This window comes from Pedobacter sp. Bi126 (assembly GCF_918698245.1).
Taxonomy (GTDB): Bacteria; Bacteroidota; Bacteroidia; order Sphingobacteriales; family Sphingobacteriaceae; genus Pedobacter.
In genome coordinates this window covers 858,008-878,500 of the sequence record NZ_CAKKMS010000001.1, presented here as the reverse complement: position 1 = coordinate 878,500, position 20,493 = coordinate 858,008, and the positions used below count along the sequence as shown (strand labels likewise).

The 20,493-nt window shown below is 37.9% G+C and carries 16 protein-coding genes; 8 read left to right on the top strand and 8 right to left on the bottom strand.

Annotated features, from left to right (window positions below):
* Positions 1–13: 13 nt before the first annotated feature.
* From rpoC to LQ201_RS03345, 5 genes are all read left to right on the top strand, one after another.
* A complete protein-coding gene (gene rpoC, locus LQ201_RS03365; RefSeq protein WP_230143496.1) occupies positions 14–4,300 on the top strand; it encodes a DNA-directed RNA polymerase subunit beta' in 4,287 nt (1,428 codons plus the stop codon).
* Positions 4,301–4,458: 158 nt separating this feature from the next.
* On the top strand, positions 4,459–6,192 hold the full coding sequence (locus LQ201_RS03360) for a DUF4091 domain-containing protein (protein ID WP_230143498.1): 1,734 nt from the start codon (positions 4,459–4,461) through the stop codon (positions 6,190–6,192).
* A gap of 236 nt (positions 6,193–6,428) precedes the next feature.
* Positions 6,429–6,740, top strand: coding sequence for a DUF3467 domain-containing protein (locus LQ201_RS03355; RefSeq protein WP_029279713.1), 312 nt, complete (start codon positions 6,429–6,431; stop codon positions 6,738–6,740).
* A 76-nt stretch (positions 6,741–6,816) separates the two neighbouring features.
* Positions 6,817–8,040, top strand: coding sequence for an OmpP1/FadL family transporter (locus LQ201_RS03350; RefSeq protein WP_230143500.1), 1,224 nt, complete (start codon positions 6,817–6,819; stop codon positions 8,038–8,040).
* Positions 8,041–8,051: 11 nt separating this feature from the next.
* Entirely contained in the window at positions 8,052–9,350 is a 1,299-nt protein-coding gene (locus LQ201_RS03345; RefSeq protein WP_230143502.1) for a G-D-S-L family lipolytic protein, read from the top strand.
* Positions 9,351–9,402: 52 nt separating this feature from the next.
* Here the strand turns inward: LQ201_RS03345 and miaA are convergent, their stop codons facing one another.
* The 4 genes from miaA to LQ201_RS03325 form a co-directional block, all read right to left on the bottom strand.
* Entirely contained in the window at positions 9,403–10,332 is a 930-nt protein-coding gene (gene miaA, locus LQ201_RS03340) for a tRNA (adenosine(37)-N6)-dimethylallyltransferase MiaA (protein ID WP_230143504.1), read from the bottom strand.
* A gap of 109 nt (positions 10,333–10,441) precedes the next feature.
* Positions 10,442–11,089 (bottom strand): hypothetical protein, encoded by a 648-nt coding sequence (locus tag LQ201_RS03335; protein WP_029279704.1) that lies wholly within the window; start codon positions 11,087–11,089, stop codon positions 10,442–10,444.
* Positions 11,090–11,188: 99 nt separating this feature from the next.
* Positions 11,189–12,595, bottom strand: a complete 1,407-nt coding sequence (locus LQ201_RS03330) for a CCA tRNA nucleotidyltransferase (protein WP_230143506.1) — start codon at positions 12,593–12,595, stop codon at positions 11,189–11,191.
* Positions 12,596–12,697: 102 nt separating this feature from the next.
* Positions 12,698–13,264 carry an L-threonylcarbamoyladenylate synthase gene (locus LQ201_RS03325; protein WP_230143508.1) on the bottom strand — a complete coding sequence of 189 codons (567 nt, stop codon included), beginning with the start codon at positions 13,262–13,264 and terminating at the stop codon, positions 12,698–12,700.
* Positions 13,265–13,567: 303 nt separating this feature from the next.
* Between LQ201_RS03325 and LQ201_RS03320 the strand changes: the two genes are divergently transcribed.
* A complete protein-coding gene (locus tag LQ201_RS03320; RefSeq protein ID WP_215129341.1) occupies positions 13,568–14,125 on the top strand; it encodes a DUF4136 domain-containing protein in 558 nt (185 codons plus the stop codon).
* Positions 14,126–14,423: 298 nt separating this feature from the next.
* Here the strand turns inward: LQ201_RS03320 and LQ201_RS03315 are convergent, their stop codons facing one another.
* Positions 14,424–15,623 (bottom strand): glycosyltransferase family 1 protein, encoded by a 1,200-nt coding sequence (locus LQ201_RS03315; RefSeq protein ID WP_230143510.1) that lies wholly within the window; start codon positions 15,621–15,623, stop codon positions 14,424–14,426.
* A gap of 15 nt (positions 15,624–15,638) precedes the next feature.
* Positions 15,639–16,457 carry a 2,3,4,5-tetrahydropyridine-2,6-dicarboxylate N-succinyltransferase gene (locus LQ201_RS03310; RefSeq protein ID WP_184469604.1) on the bottom strand — a complete coding sequence of 273 codons (819 nt, stop codon included), beginning with the start codon at positions 16,455–16,457 and terminating at the stop codon, positions 15,639–15,641.
* 248 nt (positions 16,458–16,705) lie between these two features.
* Here LQ201_RS03310 and LQ201_RS03305 point away from each other — a divergent pair, with 248 nt between their 5' ends.
* Positions 16,706–17,107 carry an RNA-binding S4 domain-containing protein gene (locus LQ201_RS03305; protein WP_230143512.1) on the top strand — a complete coding sequence of 134 codons (402 nt, stop codon included), beginning with the start codon at positions 16,706–16,708 and terminating at the stop codon, positions 17,105–17,107.
* On the opposite strand, the gene LQ201_RS03300 is transcribed toward LQ201_RS03305, so the two are convergent.
* Positions 17,108–17,878 carry an EcsC family protein gene (locus LQ201_RS03300; RefSeq protein WP_230143513.1) on the bottom strand — a complete coding sequence of 257 codons (771 nt, stop codon included), beginning with the start codon at positions 17,876–17,878 and terminating at the stop codon, positions 17,108–17,110.
* Between the two features lie 108 nt (positions 17,879–17,986).
* On the opposite strand from LQ201_RS03300, the gene LQ201_RS03295 reads away from it, so the two are divergent.
* A complete protein-coding gene (locus LQ201_RS03295; protein WP_230143515.1) occupies positions 17,987–19,912 on the top strand; it encodes a redoxin domain-containing protein in 1,926 nt (641 codons plus the stop codon).
* A 49-nt stretch (positions 19,913–19,961) separates the two neighbouring features.
* Here the strand turns inward: LQ201_RS03295 and LQ201_RS03290 are convergent, their stop codons facing one another.
* Complete coding sequence (locus tag LQ201_RS03290; protein WP_230143516.1) at positions 19,962–20,438, bottom strand: nucleoside deaminase; 477 nt, start codon at positions 20,436–20,438, stop codon at positions 19,962–19,964.
* Positions 20,439–20,493: the final 55 nt, after the last annotated feature.

Below are 20,493 nucleotides of genomic sequence, written 5' to 3'. Positions count from 1 at the left end.
AAAACAAAAAGATATGTCTTACAAAAAGGATAATAAATTAAAAAGCAATTTCACATCAATCACGATTAGCTTATCGTCTCCAGAAATTATTTTGGAACGTTCAAGCGGTGAGGTGTTGAAACCAGAAACCATTAACTACCGTACTTACAAACCTGAGCGTGATGGTTTGTTCTGTGAGCGTATTTTTGGTCCGGTAAAAGATTACGAATGTCATTGCGGTAAATACAAACGTATCCGTTATAAAGGTATTGTTTGCGATCGTTGTGGTGTTGAAGTAACGGAGAAAAAAGTACGCCGTGAACGTATGGGACACATTGCTTTAGTGGTTCCTGTTGCGCACATCTGGTACTTCCGCTCTTTACCAAACAAAATCGGTTATTTATTAGGTTTACCTACTAAAAAATTAGATTTAATTATCTATTACGAGCGTTACGTAGTTATTCAATCAGGCTTAATGGCTGAAGAAGGTATCAACTATATGGACTTCTTAACGGAAGAAGAATATTTAGATATCTTAGATAAATTACCTAAAGAAAACCAATACTTAGACGATAAAGATCCTAATAAATTCATCGCCAAAATGGGTGCTGAAGCATTAGAAGATTTATTAAAACGTATTGATTTAGATACTTTATCTTATGATTTACGTCACCAGGCAGCTAACGAAACTTCTCAGCAACGTAAAAATGAGGCTTTAAAACGTCTTCAGGTTGTTGAAGCTTTCCGTGGAGCTAATACACGTATCGAGAATCGCCCTGAGTGGATGATTGTTAAAATCGTTCCGGTTATTCCACCAGAATTACGTCCGTTAGTGCCATTAGAAGGTGGCCGTTTCGCTACTTCCGATTTAAATGATTTATACCGTCGTGTAATTATCCGTAACAACCGTTTAAAACGTTTGATCGAGATTAAAGCACCAGAGGTAATTTTACGTAACGAGAAACGTATGTTGCAGGAAGCTGTAGATTCGTTATTCGATAACTCACGTAAAGTTAACGCGGTAAAAACTGAAGGTAACCGTGCTTTGAAATCACTTTCAGATATCTTGAAAGGTAAACAAGGTCGTTTCCGTCAGAATTTATTAGGTAAACGTGTGGATTATTCAGCTCGTTCGGTAATTGTTGTAGGGCCTAGCCTTAAATTACACGAGTGCGGTATTCCGAAAGATATGGCTGCTGAGCTTTACAAACCATTCATTATTCGTAAGATGATTGAGCGTGGTGTAGTAAAAACAGTTAAATCTGCTAAGAAAATCGTTGATAGAAAAGATCCATTAGTTTGGGATATTTTAGAAAATGTATTAAAAGGTCACCCGGTGTTATTAAACCGTGCACCTACGCTACACAGACTAGGTATTCAGGCTTTCCAGCCAAAATTAATTGAAGGAAAAGCAATCCAGTTACACCCGCTAGTTTGTACTGCGTTCAACGCCGATTTTGATGGTGACCAGATGGCTGTCCACCTACCTTTAGGTAATGCAGCAATTTTGGAAGCCCAAGTATTAATGTTGGCCGCACACAACATCTTAAACCCTGCAAACGGTACGCCAATTACAGTACCATCACAGGATATGGTTTTGGGTCTTTATTATATTACTAAAGGCCGTAGAACAGATGAAACCAGAGTTGTAAAAGGACAGGATTCGAATTTCTATTCTCCGGAAGAAGTTATCATTGCTTATAACGAGAAAGAATTAGACTTGCATGCATTTATCAAAGTAAGGGTAAATGTTAAACAAGCCGACGGTTCTATCGTTAATAAATTAACTGAAACCACTATAGGTAGGGTATTGTTCAACCAAATGGTTCCTGAAGAAGTTGGTTATATCAATGAATTATTAACCAAAAAATCTTTAAGAGATATTATTGGTGAAGTAGTGAAAATGACTGGTATGGCCCGTGCTTCACAATTCTTAGATGATATCAAAGAGTTGGGATTCCGTATGGCATTCCAGGGAGGTTTATCGTTCAACTTACAAGACGTAAACATTCCGGTAGAAAAACATACTTTATTAGAACAGGCAGCAGCTGAAGTTGAAGAGGTAAGAAACAACTATAACATGGGTTTCATTACCAACAACGAACGTTACAACCAGATTATCGATATCTGGACCCGTATCAACAACAGGTTAACTACATTCGTTATGACTCAGTTATCGTCAGATAACCAAGGTTTTAACTCGGTTTACATGATGCTTGATTCAGGTGCACGTGGATCTAAAGAGCAGATTCGTCAGCTTTGCGGAATGCGTGGTTTGATGGCAAAACCTCAAAAATCAGGTTCAGGTGGCGATATCATCGAAAACCCGATCTTATCAAACTTTAAAGAAGGTTTATCGGTATTAGAGTACTTTATCTCTACTCACGGTGCACGTAAAGGTTTGGCAGATACGGCGTTAAAAACGGCGGATGCGGGTTACTTAACCCGTCGTTTACATGATGTGGCGCAGGATATGATTGTTAACGATAACGATTGTGGTACTTTAAGAGGTATGTATACTACCGCTTTAAAAGATCAGGAAGATATCGTTGAGCCTTTGTACGACAGGATTTTAGGCCGTACTTCACTACATGATGTGTACAATCCATTGGATAACACTTTATTAGTGGGTGCTGGAGAAGATATTAACGAAGATGTAGCTAAATTGATCGAAGAATCTCCACTAGAAGGTATCGAGATCCGTTCAGTATTAACTTGCGAATCTAAACGTGGTGTTTGTGCATTATGTTATGGCCGTAACTTAGCATCTGGTAAACGCGTTCAAAGAGGTGAGGCAGTTGGTGTAATTGCAGCACAGTCTATCGGTGAGCCGGGTACACAGTTAACACTTCGTACTTTCCACGTGGGTGGTACTGCATCAAACATTGCTGCAGAATCTAACATCGTAGCTAAGTTTGATGGTGTAATCGAATTCGAAAATATCCGTACTGTAGATACACAAACAGAAGAAGGAACAGTTCAGGTGGTATTAGGTCGTTCAGGTGAGTTCAAAATTGTTGAGCCAGGAACCGGACGTATCATTGTAACCAACAACATTCCTTACGGTGCATTCTTATTCGTAAAAGAAGGTGATAAACTTTCTAAAGGTGATAAAATCTGTTCGTGGGATCCGTACAACGCGGTTATTCTATCAGAATTTGCCGGTAAAGCACAATTTGATGCCATTATTGAAGGTGTAACCTTCCGTGAAGAATCAGATGAGCAAACTGGTCACCGTGAAAAAGTAATTATCGATACACGTGATAAAACTAAAAACCCTTCAGTTCAGATCGTTGATAAGAAAGGTGAATTCATTAAAGGTTATAACATTCCGGTAGGTGCCCACGTTTCAGTTGATGAAGGTGAAACTATCCAAACTGGTCAGATTATCGCTAAGATTCCTCGTGCAACTGGTAAAACCCGAGATATTACAGGTGGTTTACCTCGTGTAACGGAATTATTTGAAGCGCGTAACCCATCTAACCCAGCTGTAGTAACTGAGATTGATGGTGTGGTAACTTTAGGTGGCGTTAAACGTGGTAACCGTGAAATCACAATCGAATCGAAAGATGGTGAAGTTAAAAAATACCTGGTTCCATTGTCGAAACACATCCTTGTTCAGGATAACGACTTTGTAAAAGCAGGTATGCCTTTGTCAGATGGTTCAATTTCTCCTGCCGATATCTTATCAATTAAAGGCCCTGCAGCGGTTCAAGAATACCTGGTAAATGGTATTCAAGAGGTTTACCGTTTACAAGGTGTGAAAATTAACGATAAGCACTTCGAGGTAATTGTTCACCAGATGATGCAGAAAGTTCACATTGAGGATCCAGGTGATACTATTTTCTTAGAAAACAATGCTGTTGACCGTTGGGATTTTGCTGACGAGAATGATGCGATGTACGACAAGAAAGTGGTTGAAGATGCAGGTGATTCTACAGATTTCAAACCAGGTCAGATTGTTTCATTACGTAGATTAAGAGACGAAAATTCTCAATTGAAACGTAAAGATTTAAAACAGATCACGGTTAGGGATGCAAGACCAGCAACTGCAAGTTCTATCTTACAAGGTATTACACGTGCATCATTAGGTACTAAATCGTTCATTTCTGCGGCTTCGTTCCAGGAAACTACGAAAGTATTAAATGAGGCAGCTATTGCAGGTAAACGCGATAATATGTTAGGCTTGAAAGAAAACGTGATCGTTGGTCACTTAATCCCTTCAGGTACTGGTGTACGTGGTTACGAAAGAATCATCGTTGGTTCGCAAGAAGAATACGATAAATTATTAGCTTCGAAACAAGAAGAAGTAGAAGCTTAGATTTTAATAGTAATTTTAAGCCCTCTGAATTTTTATTCAGAGGGCTTTTTTGTTTATGAAAGAATCTATCCATTTTGTTACAGTCCGTCAAACGTTTGCGTAGCGGCACCTTCTTAATCACTTAATCTTATTTTGTTAGGTTTGATTAACTTAGGTTTATGAAGTTTTTATCTGTGATATTAATCATGGGCTTGGGTTTAACAAGCGCAGCTCAGGATGTTAGTCTGGCCTTACAAAAAGCAAAATTGCCAGATAGCGAAGCTATAAATAAGGAGTGGAATAATGCCTCTGAAGGTTTAAATGTTAGTTTTGCTAATAGTAACCTCAGGTTTGCAAAAGAGGTACCTCCAGCCATTTCAATTCAAAATACATGGAATACTGCTGCCTGGAAAGGAGAAAAAGTACATACCCAGCTGTTGCTTTGGACAAAAGCTAAGCATACCAACATCAGTATTCAGGTTTCTGATCTCAAAGATCAACAAGGCAATAGCATAAAAAAAGAAAACGTTACTTCAGGTATAATTAGATATGTAATTACCGACGAGTTTAGAGATGGCTGTGGCTACCGTAAAGCTACAGATTTTGATTCATCGTATGTAGCAGACCTGATCGATACCAAACTTAATACAATCGGCATTAATGCTAGAAATACACAACCAGTTTGGTTAAGTATAAAAGTTCCTGTTAATGTAAAAGCTGGAAGTTACGCTGGAACAGTCAAAATTAAAGGGGAAAAGGAATACAATTTGCGCATTAAAATCAAGGTACTCGATAAAACTTTGCCACCTCCAAGTGAGTGGAAATATGATTTAGATTTATGGCAGCATCCTGCTGCTATTGCCCGGGCGCATAACGTAAAATTATGGAGCGACGAACATTTTGTATTAATGAAACCATATTATACAATGTTGGCCAATGCCGGACAGAAAACCATTACAGCAAGTATTGTAAACGAACCCTGGGGGCATCAAACCTACGATGATTATCCAAGTTTAATCAAATGGATAAAGAAAAAAGATGGCAGTTGGCTTTACGATTATAGCCTATTTGATAGATACATTGCTTTTGTAATGACCACTGGCATAAATCAACGCATAAATTGCTATAGTATGGTGCCGTGGAAAATTGCTTTTACCTATTGGGATGAAAGTGCACAGAAAGAAGCTGTTTTTACAGAAGCCATCGGTACTCCTGGTTACGATGCATTTTGGAAGAACATGCTGACCGATTTTACCAAACATTTAAAAGCTAAGAACTGGTTCGAGAAGACATATATCGCTATGGATGAGCGCCCGATGAAAGCTATGCAGGCTGTAATTAAACTATTAAAAAGTGTTGATCCGAAATGGAAACTCGCTTTAGCTGGTGAATACCATCAGGAAATCGAAAAAGATATCGATAATTATTGTATTGCTTCAAAATGGGAATTTCCGGCTGATGTGTTGCAAAAACGTAACGAGCAAGGTAAAACCAGTACCTGGTATACTTGCTGTACCGAACCTTACCCAAATGCATTCAGTTTCTCTTCGCCTGCAGAACAGGTATGGATGGGTTGGTATACCGCCAATAAAAACATGGATGGTTATTTGCGTTGGGCTTATAACAGCTGGACCAAAAATCCTTTAACCGATACGCGCTTTACAGCATGGCCCGCTGGCGATACTTATCAGGTTTATCCTGGACCATTAACATCGGTCAGGTTTGAAAAATTGATTGAAGGTGGACAGGATTTCGAGAAAATTAAACAGCTGCAGGCACTTTATGCCAAAAACAAGAATACAGCAGCACTAGAGGAATTGAATAAAGCTTTAGAAAATTTCAACTTAAAATCTTTATCAACGGTTACTGCTGATGAAATTTTAAAACGCGTAAAACCGCTGCTAAACAAATAATAGATGAAGCCAAATGCTTTTTTGTAGGGTTGATGATCTGCTTGGTGTATTGTGAATTCCGGCAAAATATATACCAGTAAAAGCAATGGTTATTGCAGGTAATAAAAAAGCATTGGCTATTTCGGAGTTAGATTTTTTAGAAAAATAAATTTAAAGCGCCATAAAATTTAATTTTATTTCAAACATTATGTTTTAAATTCCGCTTAAGCAGTGGAATTTTTTATTTTTGAGCCATTATGGAAGAACAACAAAACGAGAATCAATTAAATATAGAGTTATCAGAAGAAATTGCTGAGGGAATTTTTTCTAACCTAGCCATCATTACCCACTCTAATACCGAATTTGTATTAGATTTTATCCGTGTAATGCCGGGAATTCCGAAGGCAAAAGTTAAATCAAGAATTATCTTAACTCCAGAACACGCAAAACGTTTATTATCAGCGTTGGAAGATAATATTCAGAAATTCGAAGCTGTAAACGGGCGTATTAAAACTCAAGAAGAACCACCTTTTCCTATGGGCTTCGGCGGGCCAACCGCTCAAGCGTAAGACTATTCAAAATCTTACAAACAAATATTTGTTTGCTATGTTAGCATAGTATATATTTGTGTATAACCATTTATAGATGAAAAAATTTTTATTGAGCGCATTACTTTCTGCCCCACTTTGGGTTTTGGGGCAGGGTTTCCAGGTTAATTTACAAGGACAGAAACAAATTGGTATGGCAGGTGCAGGTTCTGCATTGGCTTTAGACGAGGCTTCCGTATTTTATAATCCCGGTGCAGTAACTTTCTTAGAGAAAAACTCAGTTTCAGCAGGTGTAAACCCATTATTATTTAAATCCGCTTTTAAACAAACGGGTTCGAATGTTACAGAGGATGTGAAGAACAAAATTGCCCCTCCTTTCGAGTTTTATGCGGTGTGGGGGCCGAAATCAAATAAGTGGAAGTTAGGTTTAGGTGTGTATACGCCTTTTGGCGGTTTAGTAGATTGGGGCGATAATTGGTCTGGTAAGTATGCTTTAACCTCATTAAATTTAAAAGCAATCTATTTTCAACCAACATTAAGTATAAAAATTACCGATCGTATTGGTATAGGTGCAGGTTTTGTTTATAACCACGGAGATGTAAATCTTCAAAGAGCTATTCCTGTAAATTTCCCCGACGGTCGTTCGGCAAAAGCAACCTTAGATGGTACCGGAACAGGTTATGGATGGAATGCGGGTTTATATATCAAAACATTAAGCAATATCTCTTTTGCACTCGTACATAAATCGAAGGTAATTACGAAACTTGACGGTGGTTCAGCAGAATTTGAGGTCCCAAAGTCATTAGAAGGATCTTTTCCAGCAGGAAATACCTTTAACGCCGAATTACCCTTACCAGCTACCACAAGTTTAGGTATAGGTATTCCATTGTCAAAAAGTACAGTTTTAGCTTTTGATGCAAGTTGGGTACAATGGCATATTTATCAGGATTTGTCTTTTGATTATGCTACCAATACACCTGCGCTCGTTGATACAAAATCAGCGCGCAATTATCGTGATGGTTCTTCGTTTAAATTAGGTATTAACCACCAGGCCTCAGAGAAATTAGCACTAAGAGCAGGTGTTGGTTATGCCTTTTCTCCAGTACAGGATGGATACGTAACACCTGAAGCTCCTGATGCTGACCGATACATTTTAAGTGCAGGTATAGGTTATACGCCAACCCGCCATTTTGAAGTTAATGCATCGTTCTTTTTTGAAGATGTTAAATCGCGTAAACAAAAGAATATTGAAACGGGCCTGGATGGTACCTTTAAAACTTTGGTTTATGCACCAGGTATTTCATTAACTTATAAATGGTAGGAGAAATTTAAATGAAAAGATATATATTAAATAGTTTCGTTGCTGCTATCATCCTTTTTGCAGCAGCATGTAAACCCGAAATAGAAACGCCTGCAGGTACAACTGCCGGACAAGCTAATTTTAGTAAATACATTGCTGTGGGTAACTCCTTAACTTCAGGATATGCTGATGGAGGTTTATATCTGGAAGGACAAAAAGTTGCTTATCCAAACTTAATTGCTGCAAAAATGGCCACAGTAGGTGGTGGGGCATTTACCTCCGCGTTTTTTAGCGAAGAACATTCAAATGGCTCAGGCTATATTTCTTTAACAGCACTGGTTAATGGTACCCCAACTTTAACTCCTGTTGTTGATAAGCTGGCTATAAGAGATGCAGCGAAGCATTTAGACAAATACAATGGCGAAATCCAAAATTTGGGTATACCTGGAATGCGTGTTGATCTAGCCTTCGATCCAACGCTTACTTTCAGTGCTGCAAATCCTTATTTCGAGCGTTTGTTGCCAGATGCTCAGGTAGGTAAAACCAATTATTTTCAGTTTATTCAGGGAAGAAATCATACTTTTTTCTCGCTTTGGCTTGGAAATAATGATGTATTGGGTTACGCTTTAAATGGTGCAGTTACCGTATCTACCGATCCTACAACGGCTTTAACAGATAAGGTTACTTTTTCTTCTTTATATGCTAATTTTTTAAATGTTTTAACTGCAGCTGGCCAAAAGGGTATAGTTGGTACTATTCCTGATGTAACTGCAATCCCTTATTTTAATACAGTTACCGTAGCAGCTTTATTAAATGCTGCCAAAGCAATTAATCCTGCAGCGGCAGCTATTTATATTCAAACAGGAACAGGTGCGGTAAGGCCTGCAACTGCTGAAGATTTAATCCGTTTACCGTTTCAATCAGAAGGCATATTTGGAAAACCAAATGGTTCTGGCATTCCTTATGGTTTGCACCCATTGAATCCGATTGAAAATAAATGGGTATTAGATAAGGATGAAGTAATTAAATTAAAAGATTATGTAAATAGCTACAATAGCAGCATTAAATCTTTAGCCACAAGCAAAGGTTTAGCCATTGCAGACACTTATGCTTATTTTAATCAGGTTAAAACAGGTATTAATGTTCAGGGAGTTGGTATCAATGCTTCATTTATTACCGGTGGCGCATTCTCTTTAGATGGTGTTCACTTAACGCCGCGTGGAAATGCAGTAATTGCCAATGTATTTATAGATGCCATTAATGCTAAATACGGTTCTACTGTACCAAACATTGATATTACGCAATACAGAGGCGTGAAATTCCCAAATTAATTCAAAAAGATTTTTACATTTTAAAAGGTTCTAACGCTGTTAGGACCTTTTTTCATTTTAGCCTATCATGGATAAAATTGATTACCCTTTCTTTTTCAATAGGTTCAAACCAATTGATCTCTTCATCTCTTCTAAACCAGGTGAGTTGGCGTTTGGCAAAGCGACGCGTATTTTGTTTGATTGCCGAAACGGCATCTTCAAGAGATAATTTTCCATCTAGGTAGTCGAAAAGCTCACTGTAGCCTACCGTGTTTAAAGCATTATATTTTTTAAAGGGTATTAGCGATTTCACCTCTTCTACTAAACCATCAGCAATCATTTTATCAACTCTTCGGTTAATTCGGTCGTAAAGGATAGCACGGTCGGTATTGAGACCTATTTTGATAATGTTAAATGGTCTTTCCTTTTTTGTAGCGGAAAGCATTGACGAAAGTTTTTGTCCGGTTGATAAAAATACTTCCAAACCCCTGATCATTCTTTGTGGATTTTGTTGATCTACCTTTGCAAAATATTCAGGATCTAATGTTGCCAGCTGTTTTTGGATACTTGATAATCCTTCTTCTTCAAACTGTTTATTGAGCCTTTCACGTATGGCTAAATCAATATCTGGCATTTCATCCAAGCCATTAATTAAGGCATTAACATATAAACCCGAACCTCCAACCATAATGGCCAGATTGTGTTTTTTAAAAATTTGATCGAGGATATTTAGCCCTTCTATCTCAAAATCGCCGGTACTGAACAGTTGTGAAACCGAATGTGAATCAATAAAGTGATGTTTTGCCGCTGCTAACTCGTCTGCATCAGGTTTTGCGGTTCCTATGGCCATTTCCTTAAAAAACTGGCGGGAATCGGCAGAAATGATTTCTGTATTAAAATGTTGTGCCAATTGTATCGCCAAAGCCGTCTTTCCTATTGCGGTGGGTCCAACAATAGAAATTAAGGTTTTTGATTTTTTAATAGTTTGATCTGCGGTAAGCATAACATTTTAAAAGAAAAAGTCAGATGTATGCATCTGACTTTGTATGGATAATAATTCGTTCAATTAGTGCTGATCCCGAAGGTTCTGGGCAACATGATGATATGGTGAATTAATAGTCGTCTTTGTGGCTATCATCTTCGAAGTTATCACTATCAGAAAATTCGTCACCGAATTCGTCTTCTTCGCTTTCTTCATCTTCCTCCCGCTCTTCGGTATTGATCCCCATTTCGCCCATGGCTTCCAATTCGTCGGTGTCTTCTGGTACAAAGTTCATTTCATTTAAGAAATCAAATTCGCTTGCCGCCGCTGCTGCACCTCTTGGATCAACGGCCTGTGGGCTGTTTTGCTCCATTATTTTTGGTGCCTCACCACTGCTTTTAGCTAAAAATGGGTATTCGATATTTGGATCGGCATCTAAAATTATTTTTACCAGCTCTACATGAAAATCATAAGGGCGATCGAAATTGTAGATATAGTAAAACTTTTGATGCGGATCTTCAATAAAACCACTTAATTTAGAATTCTCCATTAAAACTACACGGTCTTTTTTACGCTCACTTGGTAAATAAGCAATTTCATCACCTTTTAACCAATTATCGGTGCTTACGTAAAAAGAGGAAGATTTTTCGGCATTATAACCCGTAGATCTGTGAATAGCCTTGTGCAGGTCTTCAAATGTTTGGTTTGATTTAATGTCGATCTCTCTTACAACATCATCAAAATCTTCGAAAGTAATTCTAAATTTATAAATAGCCATTATAGTGTTTTGGAACCGTAAAAATAAAGTTAATTTATAATTACCACAAATATCAGGTGGCATAAAAGACAGCCTAATTGTAGTGTTTTAGCAATTAAATTATTTATTAACAGGATTTAATCCCATTTGTTTTGCCTGATTTAGCATAAAATTAAATGCTTCGTGATAGTCGTTTGTAATCTCGCCCTCTAATATGGCTTCACGGATGGCATTTTTGATTAAGCCAACCTCTTTTCCTGCATCAAGACCGAAAGTTTCCATGATATCGTTTCCTGAAATAGGAGGCTGCCAGTTTCTAATTTTATCGCGTTCTTCTACATCCTTTAGCTTTTGTTTAACCAGCTCAAAGTTGTTTCGGTATTTTGTTTTTTTGTATTCGTTTTTAGTCGTTACATCGGCATTGCAAAGCAGCATTAAACTTTCAATTTCTTCGCCGGCATCAAAAAGTAACCGCCTTACCGCAGAATCCGTAACGGTTTCCTGCGCCAGAACAATCGGACGTAAATGAAGCTGTACCAATTTTTGCACATACTTCATCTTTTCGTTTAAAGGCAGTTTTAACTGTGCAAATATTTTCGGAACCATTCTGGCGCCTCTATCTTCATGTCCGTGGAATGTCCAGCCGTGGCCTTCTTCAAAACGTTTAGTGGCAGGTTTGGCAATATCGTGTAAAATCGCCGCCCAACGCAACCATAAATCGTCAGTGTCTGCGCAAATGTTATCTAATACTTCAAGTGTATGGTAAAAATTGTCTTTATGACCTTTTCCTTTAATAATCTCTACCCCATAAAGCTGTGCCATTTGAGGGAAAATGAGCTGCAATAAGCCTGTATCAAAAAGATGTTTGAAGCCTATAGAAGGTTTTTTTGAGAGGATGATTTTATTCATCTCATCTGTTATCCGCTCTTTTGATACAATGGTAATACGCTGTTTTTGCGTTTTAATGGCATTTAGGGCAACCGGATCGATGTTGAAATTAAGCTGCGAAGCAAAGCGGATCGCCCTCATCATGCGCAAAGGATCGTCAGAAAAAGTAATTTCCGGGTCGAGTGGGGTACGGATGAGCTTGTTTTCTAAATCTTTAATCCCGTCAAACGGATCTAATAATTCACCAAAATGATCGGCATTTAAATTGATTGCTAAAGCATTGATGGTAAAATCTCTGCGCAGCTGGTCATCTTCTAAGGTACCATCTTCAACAATGGGTTTACGTGAATTAGAACGGTAAGATTCTTTTCTGGCGCCTACAAATTCGACTTCTAAATCCTGATATTTAATATTTGCTGTGCCAAAATTTTTAAAAACAGCAACTTTGGTGTTCAGTTTTCTACCAACGGCTTCAGCATATTCTATTCCACTGCCCACAACAACAACATCAATATCTTTTGAAGTGCGTTCTAAAAATAAATCGCGAACAAAGCCTCCGATTACATATGCTTCGGTATTGTTCTTATCGGCAATGGTGGATAAGGTTTTAAATATTGGGTTTTGTAGGTGTTGCTGCATCAAGTTAGTTATTTTGTCACGCCGAGATAGAAAGCATCTGCGAGCTATGAAACAGATCCTTCGTGCCTCAGGATGACAATAAGAATTACAAAAGTAATAAAATTACTTGCGAATAAACTCAAACTGTCCACCCGGAGAAAGTTTCATAATGGTTGATGGTTTTCTGTTGGTCCGGTTTTCCTGCTCAAAGTCTACCACATAATCAACAGCATCAATAATTTCGGGGGCTATATCGTCAAAGAATTTTGGTGAAGGCTGTCCGCTTAAATTTGCCGAGGTAGAAACTATAGGTTTCCTAAAGCGTTGGATTAAAGGTGTGCAAAAATCGTGTTTAACGATTCTGATCCCCACACTTCCGTCAGCATTGATTACATTTTGGGCTAAATTTTTTGCTCCAGAGAAAATAATGGTTAAAGGATTTTCAGCATATTCAATTAAATCGTAAGCCACATCAGGTATTTCGGCAACATAACTTTGCAGTTTGCTGTCTACATCCAATAACACAATGAGGCTCTTTTCGGCAGGACGGTTTTTTATTTTCAATAATTTATCTACCGCATCGGCATTGCTTGCATCGCAGCCCAAGCCCCAAATGGTGTCTGTTGGATATAAAATAACACCACCTGATTTTAATACTTCAAAAGCTTTGTCAATCTCGTCTCTTAGCATTTTACAAAGTTAATTTATTAAGAGGAAGTTAAATAATCTTTATATGTATTTCCTGTGGTGTCAAATATTTCTATCTGACAACTGGCTGTAAAACAGATCTTATAGAATACCCGCCCATATACTGATTCAACGATTTAATCCAATTGTAAAATATTTAGTCTGAGTGATATAAGGCAAAACATAAATTTAATAGAAATCGTTTCACAGATAACAATCTGATTGTAAAAAATATAAATGATTTTCCTTTTTTGATTGTCAAAATCGTTATATTTAATCAGGTTATTTACACAACAGCGCACAAAAATGAGAACAGCACAAAAATTATTAATGCTTTTTACAGTAGTATTGGCATTAGCAGGATGTACAACACTCCGCACCGCATCAGATTATGATAAAAATGTTGATTTAAGCGGTTACAAAACTTACAATTTTTACGATAAAGGCATAGCAAGGGTTAAGCTTAACAATCTGGATAAACGCAGATTAATAGCCGCGGTTGAATCTGAAATGAATGCCAAAGGATTTACCAAATCAGACCGACCTGATTTATTGGTGAATTTGGTGGTAGTTGCCCGGGAAAAAACCGATGTTTATGGCCCAGGTTACTACGGTGGCTGGGGATGGGGCTGGCGTGGCGGCTGGGGAAACCCTTTCTGGGGCGGCGGCGGAACCTATGTAAACCAATATATTGAGGGTACAATCATTATCGATTTCTTGGACCCTGCTAAAAAGATTTTATTCTGGCACGGACAGGGATCTGGTTTTAACTTAGATAGCTTTAACAAAAGAGAAGAACGTTTATATACAGGCGTAAAAGAAATATTGGCGCAATATCCACCAACGGTTACTGCTGCTAAATAAAGCTGGGCCGTTAGGTTAAAAGACCTAAATAGCAATTCGTTAATTGCTGAGTAAAATCAGAGGGCTGTTGAATTTTTAAATAAATTCCGGCCCTTTTTTTATGTTTTGTAGCTGGGGTTACTTAAGATCGTCTAAAAGCACTATTTTTTTACTAGAAAACAAGTTTTTTATTTAAAAAGCAGGGACTGTGGTACTATTAGTGTTAGTCCTGCCAATGCTGCAAGTCCTCATCCGATAAGGATCGGATTGCGGGCTTTCCGCGAAAGTCAGGTTTAAATTGGAGGCTTAGCAGTTTCTATTAAAGAGACAAATAACAATCCATTAATTGTTGCGTAACAATAGGGGCGTTGAATTTTTGAACAAATTCCAGTCCTTTCTCCTTCATCTCTTTTTGGAGCTGCGGTCTTTCAAGAATTTGATTAATGGCTTTTGCAAGTCCGTTAGCATCTTCAGGTGAAATGTATAAGCTACCTGGTCCGCCAGCTTCTTCCAGGCATGATCCAGTTGCTGCAACTACGGGAACCCCAGAATAGAGGGCTTCGATAATCGGAATGCCGAAACCTTCGTAAAAGGAAGGATAAACAAAAACATTTGCCATTTGATAAATGCCAGGCAGATCGGCAAAAGGGATATTTTTTAAGAATAGAATTCTGTTTTTAAGGCCGAGCTTTTCTATTTCTTTCTCAACGGTTTTAAAATAAGCCGTTTGTTTACCTATTACCACCAGTTTATACGCCTCATTAACCTCTTTTAAAGCCTGAACAGCTAATTTAAGGTTTTTACGCACTTCAATGGTGCCAACGTTTAGGATGTATTTGTCAGGCAGTTTATAAGTTGCCCTAATGCGGCTTAAGGTTTCTTTAGCGAAAGGTGTTTTAAAACTGTCATCACAGCTTTGGTAAATTACCTCAATTTTTTCAGGACTGATCCCATATAAATCAATAATGTCTTCTTTTGTTTTTTCACTGATGGCGATAATTTTATTGGCCCGTTTACATGCAGATTTGCTTTTCCATTCGTATAATTTCCGGTCTATAAATTTATAATACTGAGGGAAGCGAAGAAAAATTAAATCATGAATGGTAACGATCGATTTAATCCGGGTATGTTGTATGGCTAATGGAATTTCATGACTTAGCCCATGATAAATCTGGCAACCATCTTGATTTAAATCTTTAAGGATATTTAAACTTCGCCATAAAAAAGTCCCGTTTTTTGGAAGCTTCAGTTCGATGTTTTCATTTTCGAGAAAAGCATCAATCTGTTTAGCAGACTTTACTTTTGGAGCGTACACCAAATACTGATGCTGAGGAAACTGATGTGCCAAATGCTCAATTAAAGACCGGCTGTAATTACCTAATCCTGTTAAGTTATTGGCAGCGCGCTTGCCATCGTATCCAATTTTAAGTGAAAAGCTTAAAGCCGAAAGACTAAAGCTTGATTGCTCAAGTTCAGTACTTTCGGCTTTTTGAGTTTGAGTTTCGCTTTCAGCTTTCACCTTTGTGCTTTCAGCTTAAACCGCTACATTATTTTCTCTCAACGCATCGTTAAGTGAAGTTTTCTTATCTGTACTTTCTTTACGTTTACCAATAATTAAAGCACAAGGTACCTGGAATTCGCCTGCAGGGAATTTTTTAGTATAGCTTCCTGGTATTACTACCGAACGTGCAGGAACAATTCCTTTATATTCTACTGGTGTAGGGCCGGTAACATCAATAATTTTAGTTGATGCAGTTAATACCACATTAGCACCTAAAACAGCTTCTCTTTCTACTTTAACACCTTCTACCACAATTGCCCTTGAGCCTAGAAATGCATCATCTTCGATAATAACCGGAGCAGCTTGTACAGGCTCTAAAACACCACCAATACCCACACCACCACTTAAGTGAACGCGTTTACCAATTTGTGCACAAGAACCAACAGTTGCCCAGGTATCAACCATAGTACCTTCATCAACGTAAGCGCCAATGTTTACGTACGATGGCATCATGATTACACCCTTTGCTAAAAACGCACCATAACGTGCACTTGCCATAGGCACAACACGTACACCAGTTGTTTTATAATCGGTTTTTAAATCCATTTTATCGTGGTAAACGAAAGGACCACTTTTAATTTCTTTCATCTCGCGAATCGGAAAATATAAAATTACGGCTTTCTTTACCCATTCATTAATGCCCCAAGAGTTTAAAACTGGCTCAGCAACACGGATTTCACCCTTATCAAGGCCCATAATAACGGCTTCAATGGCTTCGCAATAGTTACTGTATTTTAAAAGGGTTCTATCCTCCCAAGCGGCTTCAATTAATTTCTTTAAATCTGAATACATGATGTTTTTAAATTTTACGCAAAATAAATCAATTTTTGCTTATTAAATGGTTAATTGTTTAAATTGTTTTGTAGATAGGTTAACTGGTTAATCGTTCGAATTGGTTAACTGAGCCTACGGGGTGCTTAATTGTTAAATTCCTATGAATTAGGTTAACTGCGGTTAGGCGCATTCTGCAGCTAACCGATTAACCAGTTTCTACAATTAATCAACATAGGAATTAACCTAATTATGTATTTTTGAATTTTATGACAGAGACAGAAAAACTTAGGATAGATAAATATTTATGGGCGATCAGGTTGTTTAAAACACGGAGCCTGGCCACCGATGCCTGTAAAGCAGGAAGGGTGAAACTCAAAGGGCAGAATATTAAACCTTCTGCTATTGTGAAAGTGGGTGAAGTTTATCAGGTATCGAAAGGGATTGAAAAGAAAATTATCGAAGTGGTAGAACTTTCGTATAACAGAACAGATTCGCCAACAGCCTTAACAAAGTATAAAGATCTAACGCCCGTTGAAGAAACGCATGCTTTTAAATCGATGTTCCATGCGCCAAATCTAAAACGGGATAGAGGTACTGGCCGTCCGACTAAAAAAGATCGGCGGGAAACGGACGATTTGATCGGCGGGATGTTCGGAGAGGAGGATTAGTTAGTTGCCAGTTTCTAGTTTACGGTTTTCAGTTTGCGTACTGATCACCGCATACTGCAAACTAAAATACCGCATCCTATAACTCATCATAGCCGTTCTGCCCAGTTTCTCGATCAGTTTATAATTGGCCACTGCACCGACTGCTGCACCCACAAATGGAAGCATCTGTGCAAGTTTGGCTAAATCAATATAATCGCGGTATTGCTGTTGGAGGGTAAGCCAGTCAAATTCATCAATATTGGTAGGTAATTGATGGGCTTTATCATCCCAATCCTGCATTTTCATAAATACATTCTGGCTTTCTTCTTTGCTTGAAAAGGCCAGCTGGAAGATGTGTAAAATATATAAACGTTCGCGGTAATCTTTAACATCGTATCCGTAAACTGCGGCAATATCAAAAAGCATCTTCATCTTTATGCCCAGCAATAAGGGGAAATCTGCCAGGCTCATTAAAAAACCTCCTGCACCTGTAATTCCGCCTTCTGCAGCACCTGTTTTTTTATAGTTTTCTATTTTTTGCTTAATTAATGCCTCGCGGTGCATCAAGGTTAAATCGGTAATTGGCTTTGATGTGGTAAATGTTGAACCAAAAAGCACAGCCTTAACCATCTGTTTAATGGCGGATGTGATCGCGTTATGAACCTTATCAGGGATATAACTATTAATTTTTTTCTGAACTTTATCGGTTACCTTATTCAAAAGAGAAGGTTTCTGCAAGGTTTTAAACCTCCAGAAATCTAATTCACCCTTTATTTTTTGTTCGTAGGTCATGCTTAATTACTACAATAATTATTCCTTAAAATTTAATATAAAATAACTTTGAAGAATAAAGAATAAACTATATATTTAGTTACCTGATAGAAACTTAATCCTTTCATTATGAAAACCTTAAAATTATTATGCTTACTCATATTTGCTGCTGGGGTAGCAAATGCACAAGGCGTGAAATTTTCTGCTAATACGCCTGCAGCAGGAAGTACAGTTAAATTTACTTACGACCCCAAGGGGACCAATCTCGAAAATTTGGCTGATGTAAAATGTACCAGTTATACTTTTTTTTCAAAATCGAATCCCAAAAGCACTAAAATTGAACTCACTAAAGACGGAACAGTTTATAAGGGAGAAATTTCTACTCCGGATAGCGTTACCATAGTTGGACTTGCTTTTTCGGTAGGTGATAAAAAAGATGAAGCGCCTGCCGGTTATGTTTTAGAATTCACTAAAGCAGGGAAAGTGCCAGCTGAAGCTTATCTTAACGAAGCTTTTTTGTACGGATTGGCAGGAAATTACTATTTGGGTCTTACTATCGATCCTGAAAAGGCCGTTTCCCTGTATAAACAGGCTTTTGCTTTAAAACCCGAGCTGAAAAAGAAAAATCTAAATCAATATCTATCGCTCGAGTACAAAGCAGATAAAGACAAAGGAACAAAACTAATCAACGAAAATATTTCTGCATTAACGAAACTAAAAGAACCAAAAGAAGAAGATTTAGGTACAGCTTTAAGCCTTTATTCACTATTAAAGAAAAAAACTCAGGCAGATTCTGTTAAAGCCATCATAATTAAAAAATACCCTACAGGGAATTACGCCTGGAATGATGGTATGAATTCACTTTATGGTACAAAAGATTTTGCCACACAAATACAAAAGGCCGAAGAAATGATTGCCGCCTTTAAACTTGACCCAGGTAAAACAGTAGATGCAGGTAGATTGAACTCAATTTATAGTATGTTGGCTAACAGCGCTATAAAAGCTAAAGATCTGGATAAATTTCAGGATTACGCCAAGAAGGTCACCGATAAAATGAGCAGGGCGAGTTTGTATAACAATAGTTTTGCCTGGCCGTCTGCTGAGAAAAAAGAGAATATCGAGCTTGCTGCTCAGCTTTCAAAACAATCGCTAGAACTGATAGAAGCATCAAGAAATGATGAGATGCCAAAATATTACAACACTAAAGAAGAATACCTCAAATATTTAGACGGCGCTTATGGTATGTATGCTGATACTTATGGACTGTTGCTATATCATCAGGGAAAATTTAAAGAGGCTTTAGCTATGCAAGAGAAGGCCATTCCTTTATATGCAACAGTTCCACCCGATGTATCTTCACGTTATGTAACTTATTTAATTAAGGATGGCCAAGATGATAAAGCTTATACTGAGGCTGAGAAATTAATTAAAGAGGGTAAAGGCAATGATTCGCTAAAAAACGAATTTAAAATGCTTTATACTAAACTAAAGAAAGATGGAACTTATGAAAATTACCTGGCCAATTTAGAAAAAGCAGCATTAGAAAAAGAGCGTGCAGAATGGGTGAAAAAAATGATCAATATTCCGGCTCCTGCGTTTTCATTAACCAACCTTAAAGGCGAAACCGTAAGTCTAGCCAGTTTGAAAGGAAAGATCGTAATTTTAGATTATTGGGCAACCTGGTGCGGACCTTGCGTGTCTTCTTTCCCAGGCATGCAAAAAGCCTTAAACAAATACGCCAGTAATCCAAATGTGGTATTCCTGTTTGTAAATACTTGGCAAACAGAAGAGAATAGAGAAAAATTGGTAACTGATTTTATTACTGCAAAAAAATACAATTTTAATGTGCTGTATGATACCAAAAACGTAAAAGACCCTTCCAAATTTGATGTGGTAAGCGCCTATAAAGTTGATGGAATCCCAACCAAATTTGTGATTGATGGGGATGGTAATATCAGGTTTAAAGCTGTGGGTTTTTCTGGCTCTGATGATGGTGTGGTAAAAGAAATAGACTCGATGATCGGCTTGCTGGCAGGAAAAGAATCGAGCAAATAAACAATGATTTCCAAACAGAAAAGGTGCTGATTATCGGCACCTTTTTTTTTTAGTATGCTATCCTCATTGGTGAGGTTTCCCATAGCTTAAAAGCTGCCAGTGCTTCATCGCGCATCAGCTGGATAACCGGCAGGCTTCTGTTTTCCATCGGCTTGTCTAGCTCTTCGTAGATAAATTTATCACTAAAACCAATGTGTTCGGCATCAGCCTTGGTATTTGCATAATAAATCGTATCAATTCTTGCCCAATAAATGGCGCCTAAACACATCGGACAAGGTTCACAACTGGTATAAATTACACAGCCACTTAAATCGAAAGTATTTAATTCGGTACAGGCCAGCCTGATTGCCGAAACCTCTGCATGCGCAGTTGGATCGTTGGTAGAGGTTACCTTATTTGCCGATTTAGCAATCAACTTCCCATCTTTTACCACTACAGCTCCAAAAGGCCCACCAATGCTTTCGCTTACATTTTGTACAGATAACTCAATTGCCATCCGCATATATTCCTGATGTTGATTGTCCATATTAATTTGATCTTTTATAAAAACAGCACAAAAAAAATGCCCCGATTTATACGGG

Coding starts and splice junctions, on each gene's coding strand:
- rpoC (WP_230143496.1), top strand. CDS start 14: ATGTCTTACAAAAAGGATAATAAATTAAAAAGCAATTTCACATCAATC.
- LQ201_RS03360 (WP_230143498.1), top strand. CDS start 4,459: ATGAAGTTTTTATCTGTGATATTAATCATGGGCTTGGGTTTAACAAGC.
- LQ201_RS03355 (WP_029279713.1), top strand. CDS start 6,429: ATGGAAGAACAACAAAACGAGAATCAATTAAATATAGAGTTATCAGAA.
- LQ201_RS03350 (WP_230143500.1), top strand. CDS start 6,817: ATGAAAAAATTTTTATTGAGCGCATTACTTTCTGCCCCACTTTGGGTT.
- LQ201_RS03345 (WP_230143502.1), top strand. CDS start 8,052: ATGAAAAGATATATATTAAATAGTTTCGTTGCTGCTATCATCCTTTTT.
- miaA (WP_230143504.1), bottom strand. CDS start 10,332: ATGCTTACCGCAGATCAAACTATTAAAAAATCAAAAACCTTAATTTCT.
- LQ201_RS03335 (WP_029279704.1), bottom strand. CDS start 11,089: ATGGCTATTTATAAATTTAGAATTACTTTCGAAGATTTTGATGATGTT.
- LQ201_RS03330 (WP_230143506.1), bottom strand. CDS start 12,595: ATGCAGCAACACCTACAAAACCCAATATTTAAAACCTTATCCACCATT.
- LQ201_RS03325 (WP_230143508.1), bottom strand. CDS start 13,264: ATGCTAAGAGACGAGATTGACAAAGCTTTTGAAGTATTAAAATCAGGT.
- LQ201_RS03320 (WP_215129341.1), top strand. CDS start 13,568: ATGAGAACAGCACAAAAATTATTAATGCTTTTTACAGTAGTATTGGCA.
- LQ201_RS03310 (WP_184469604.1), bottom strand. CDS start 16,457: ATGTATTCAGATTTAAAGAAATTAATTGAAGCCGCTTGGGAGGATAGA.
- LQ201_RS03305 (WP_230143512.1), top strand. CDS start 16,706: ATGACAGAGACAGAAAAACTTAGGATAGATAAATATTTATGGGCGATC.
- LQ201_RS03300 (WP_230143513.1), bottom strand. CDS start 17,878: ATGACCTACGAACAAAAAATAAAGGGTGAATTAGATTTCTGGAGGTTT.
- LQ201_RS03295 (WP_230143515.1), top strand. CDS start 17,987: ATGAAAACCTTAAAATTATTATGCTTACTCATATTTGCTGCTGGGGTA.
- LQ201_RS03290 (WP_230143516.1), bottom strand. CDS start 20,438: ATGGACAATCAACATCAGGAATATATGCGGATGGCAATTGAGTTATCT.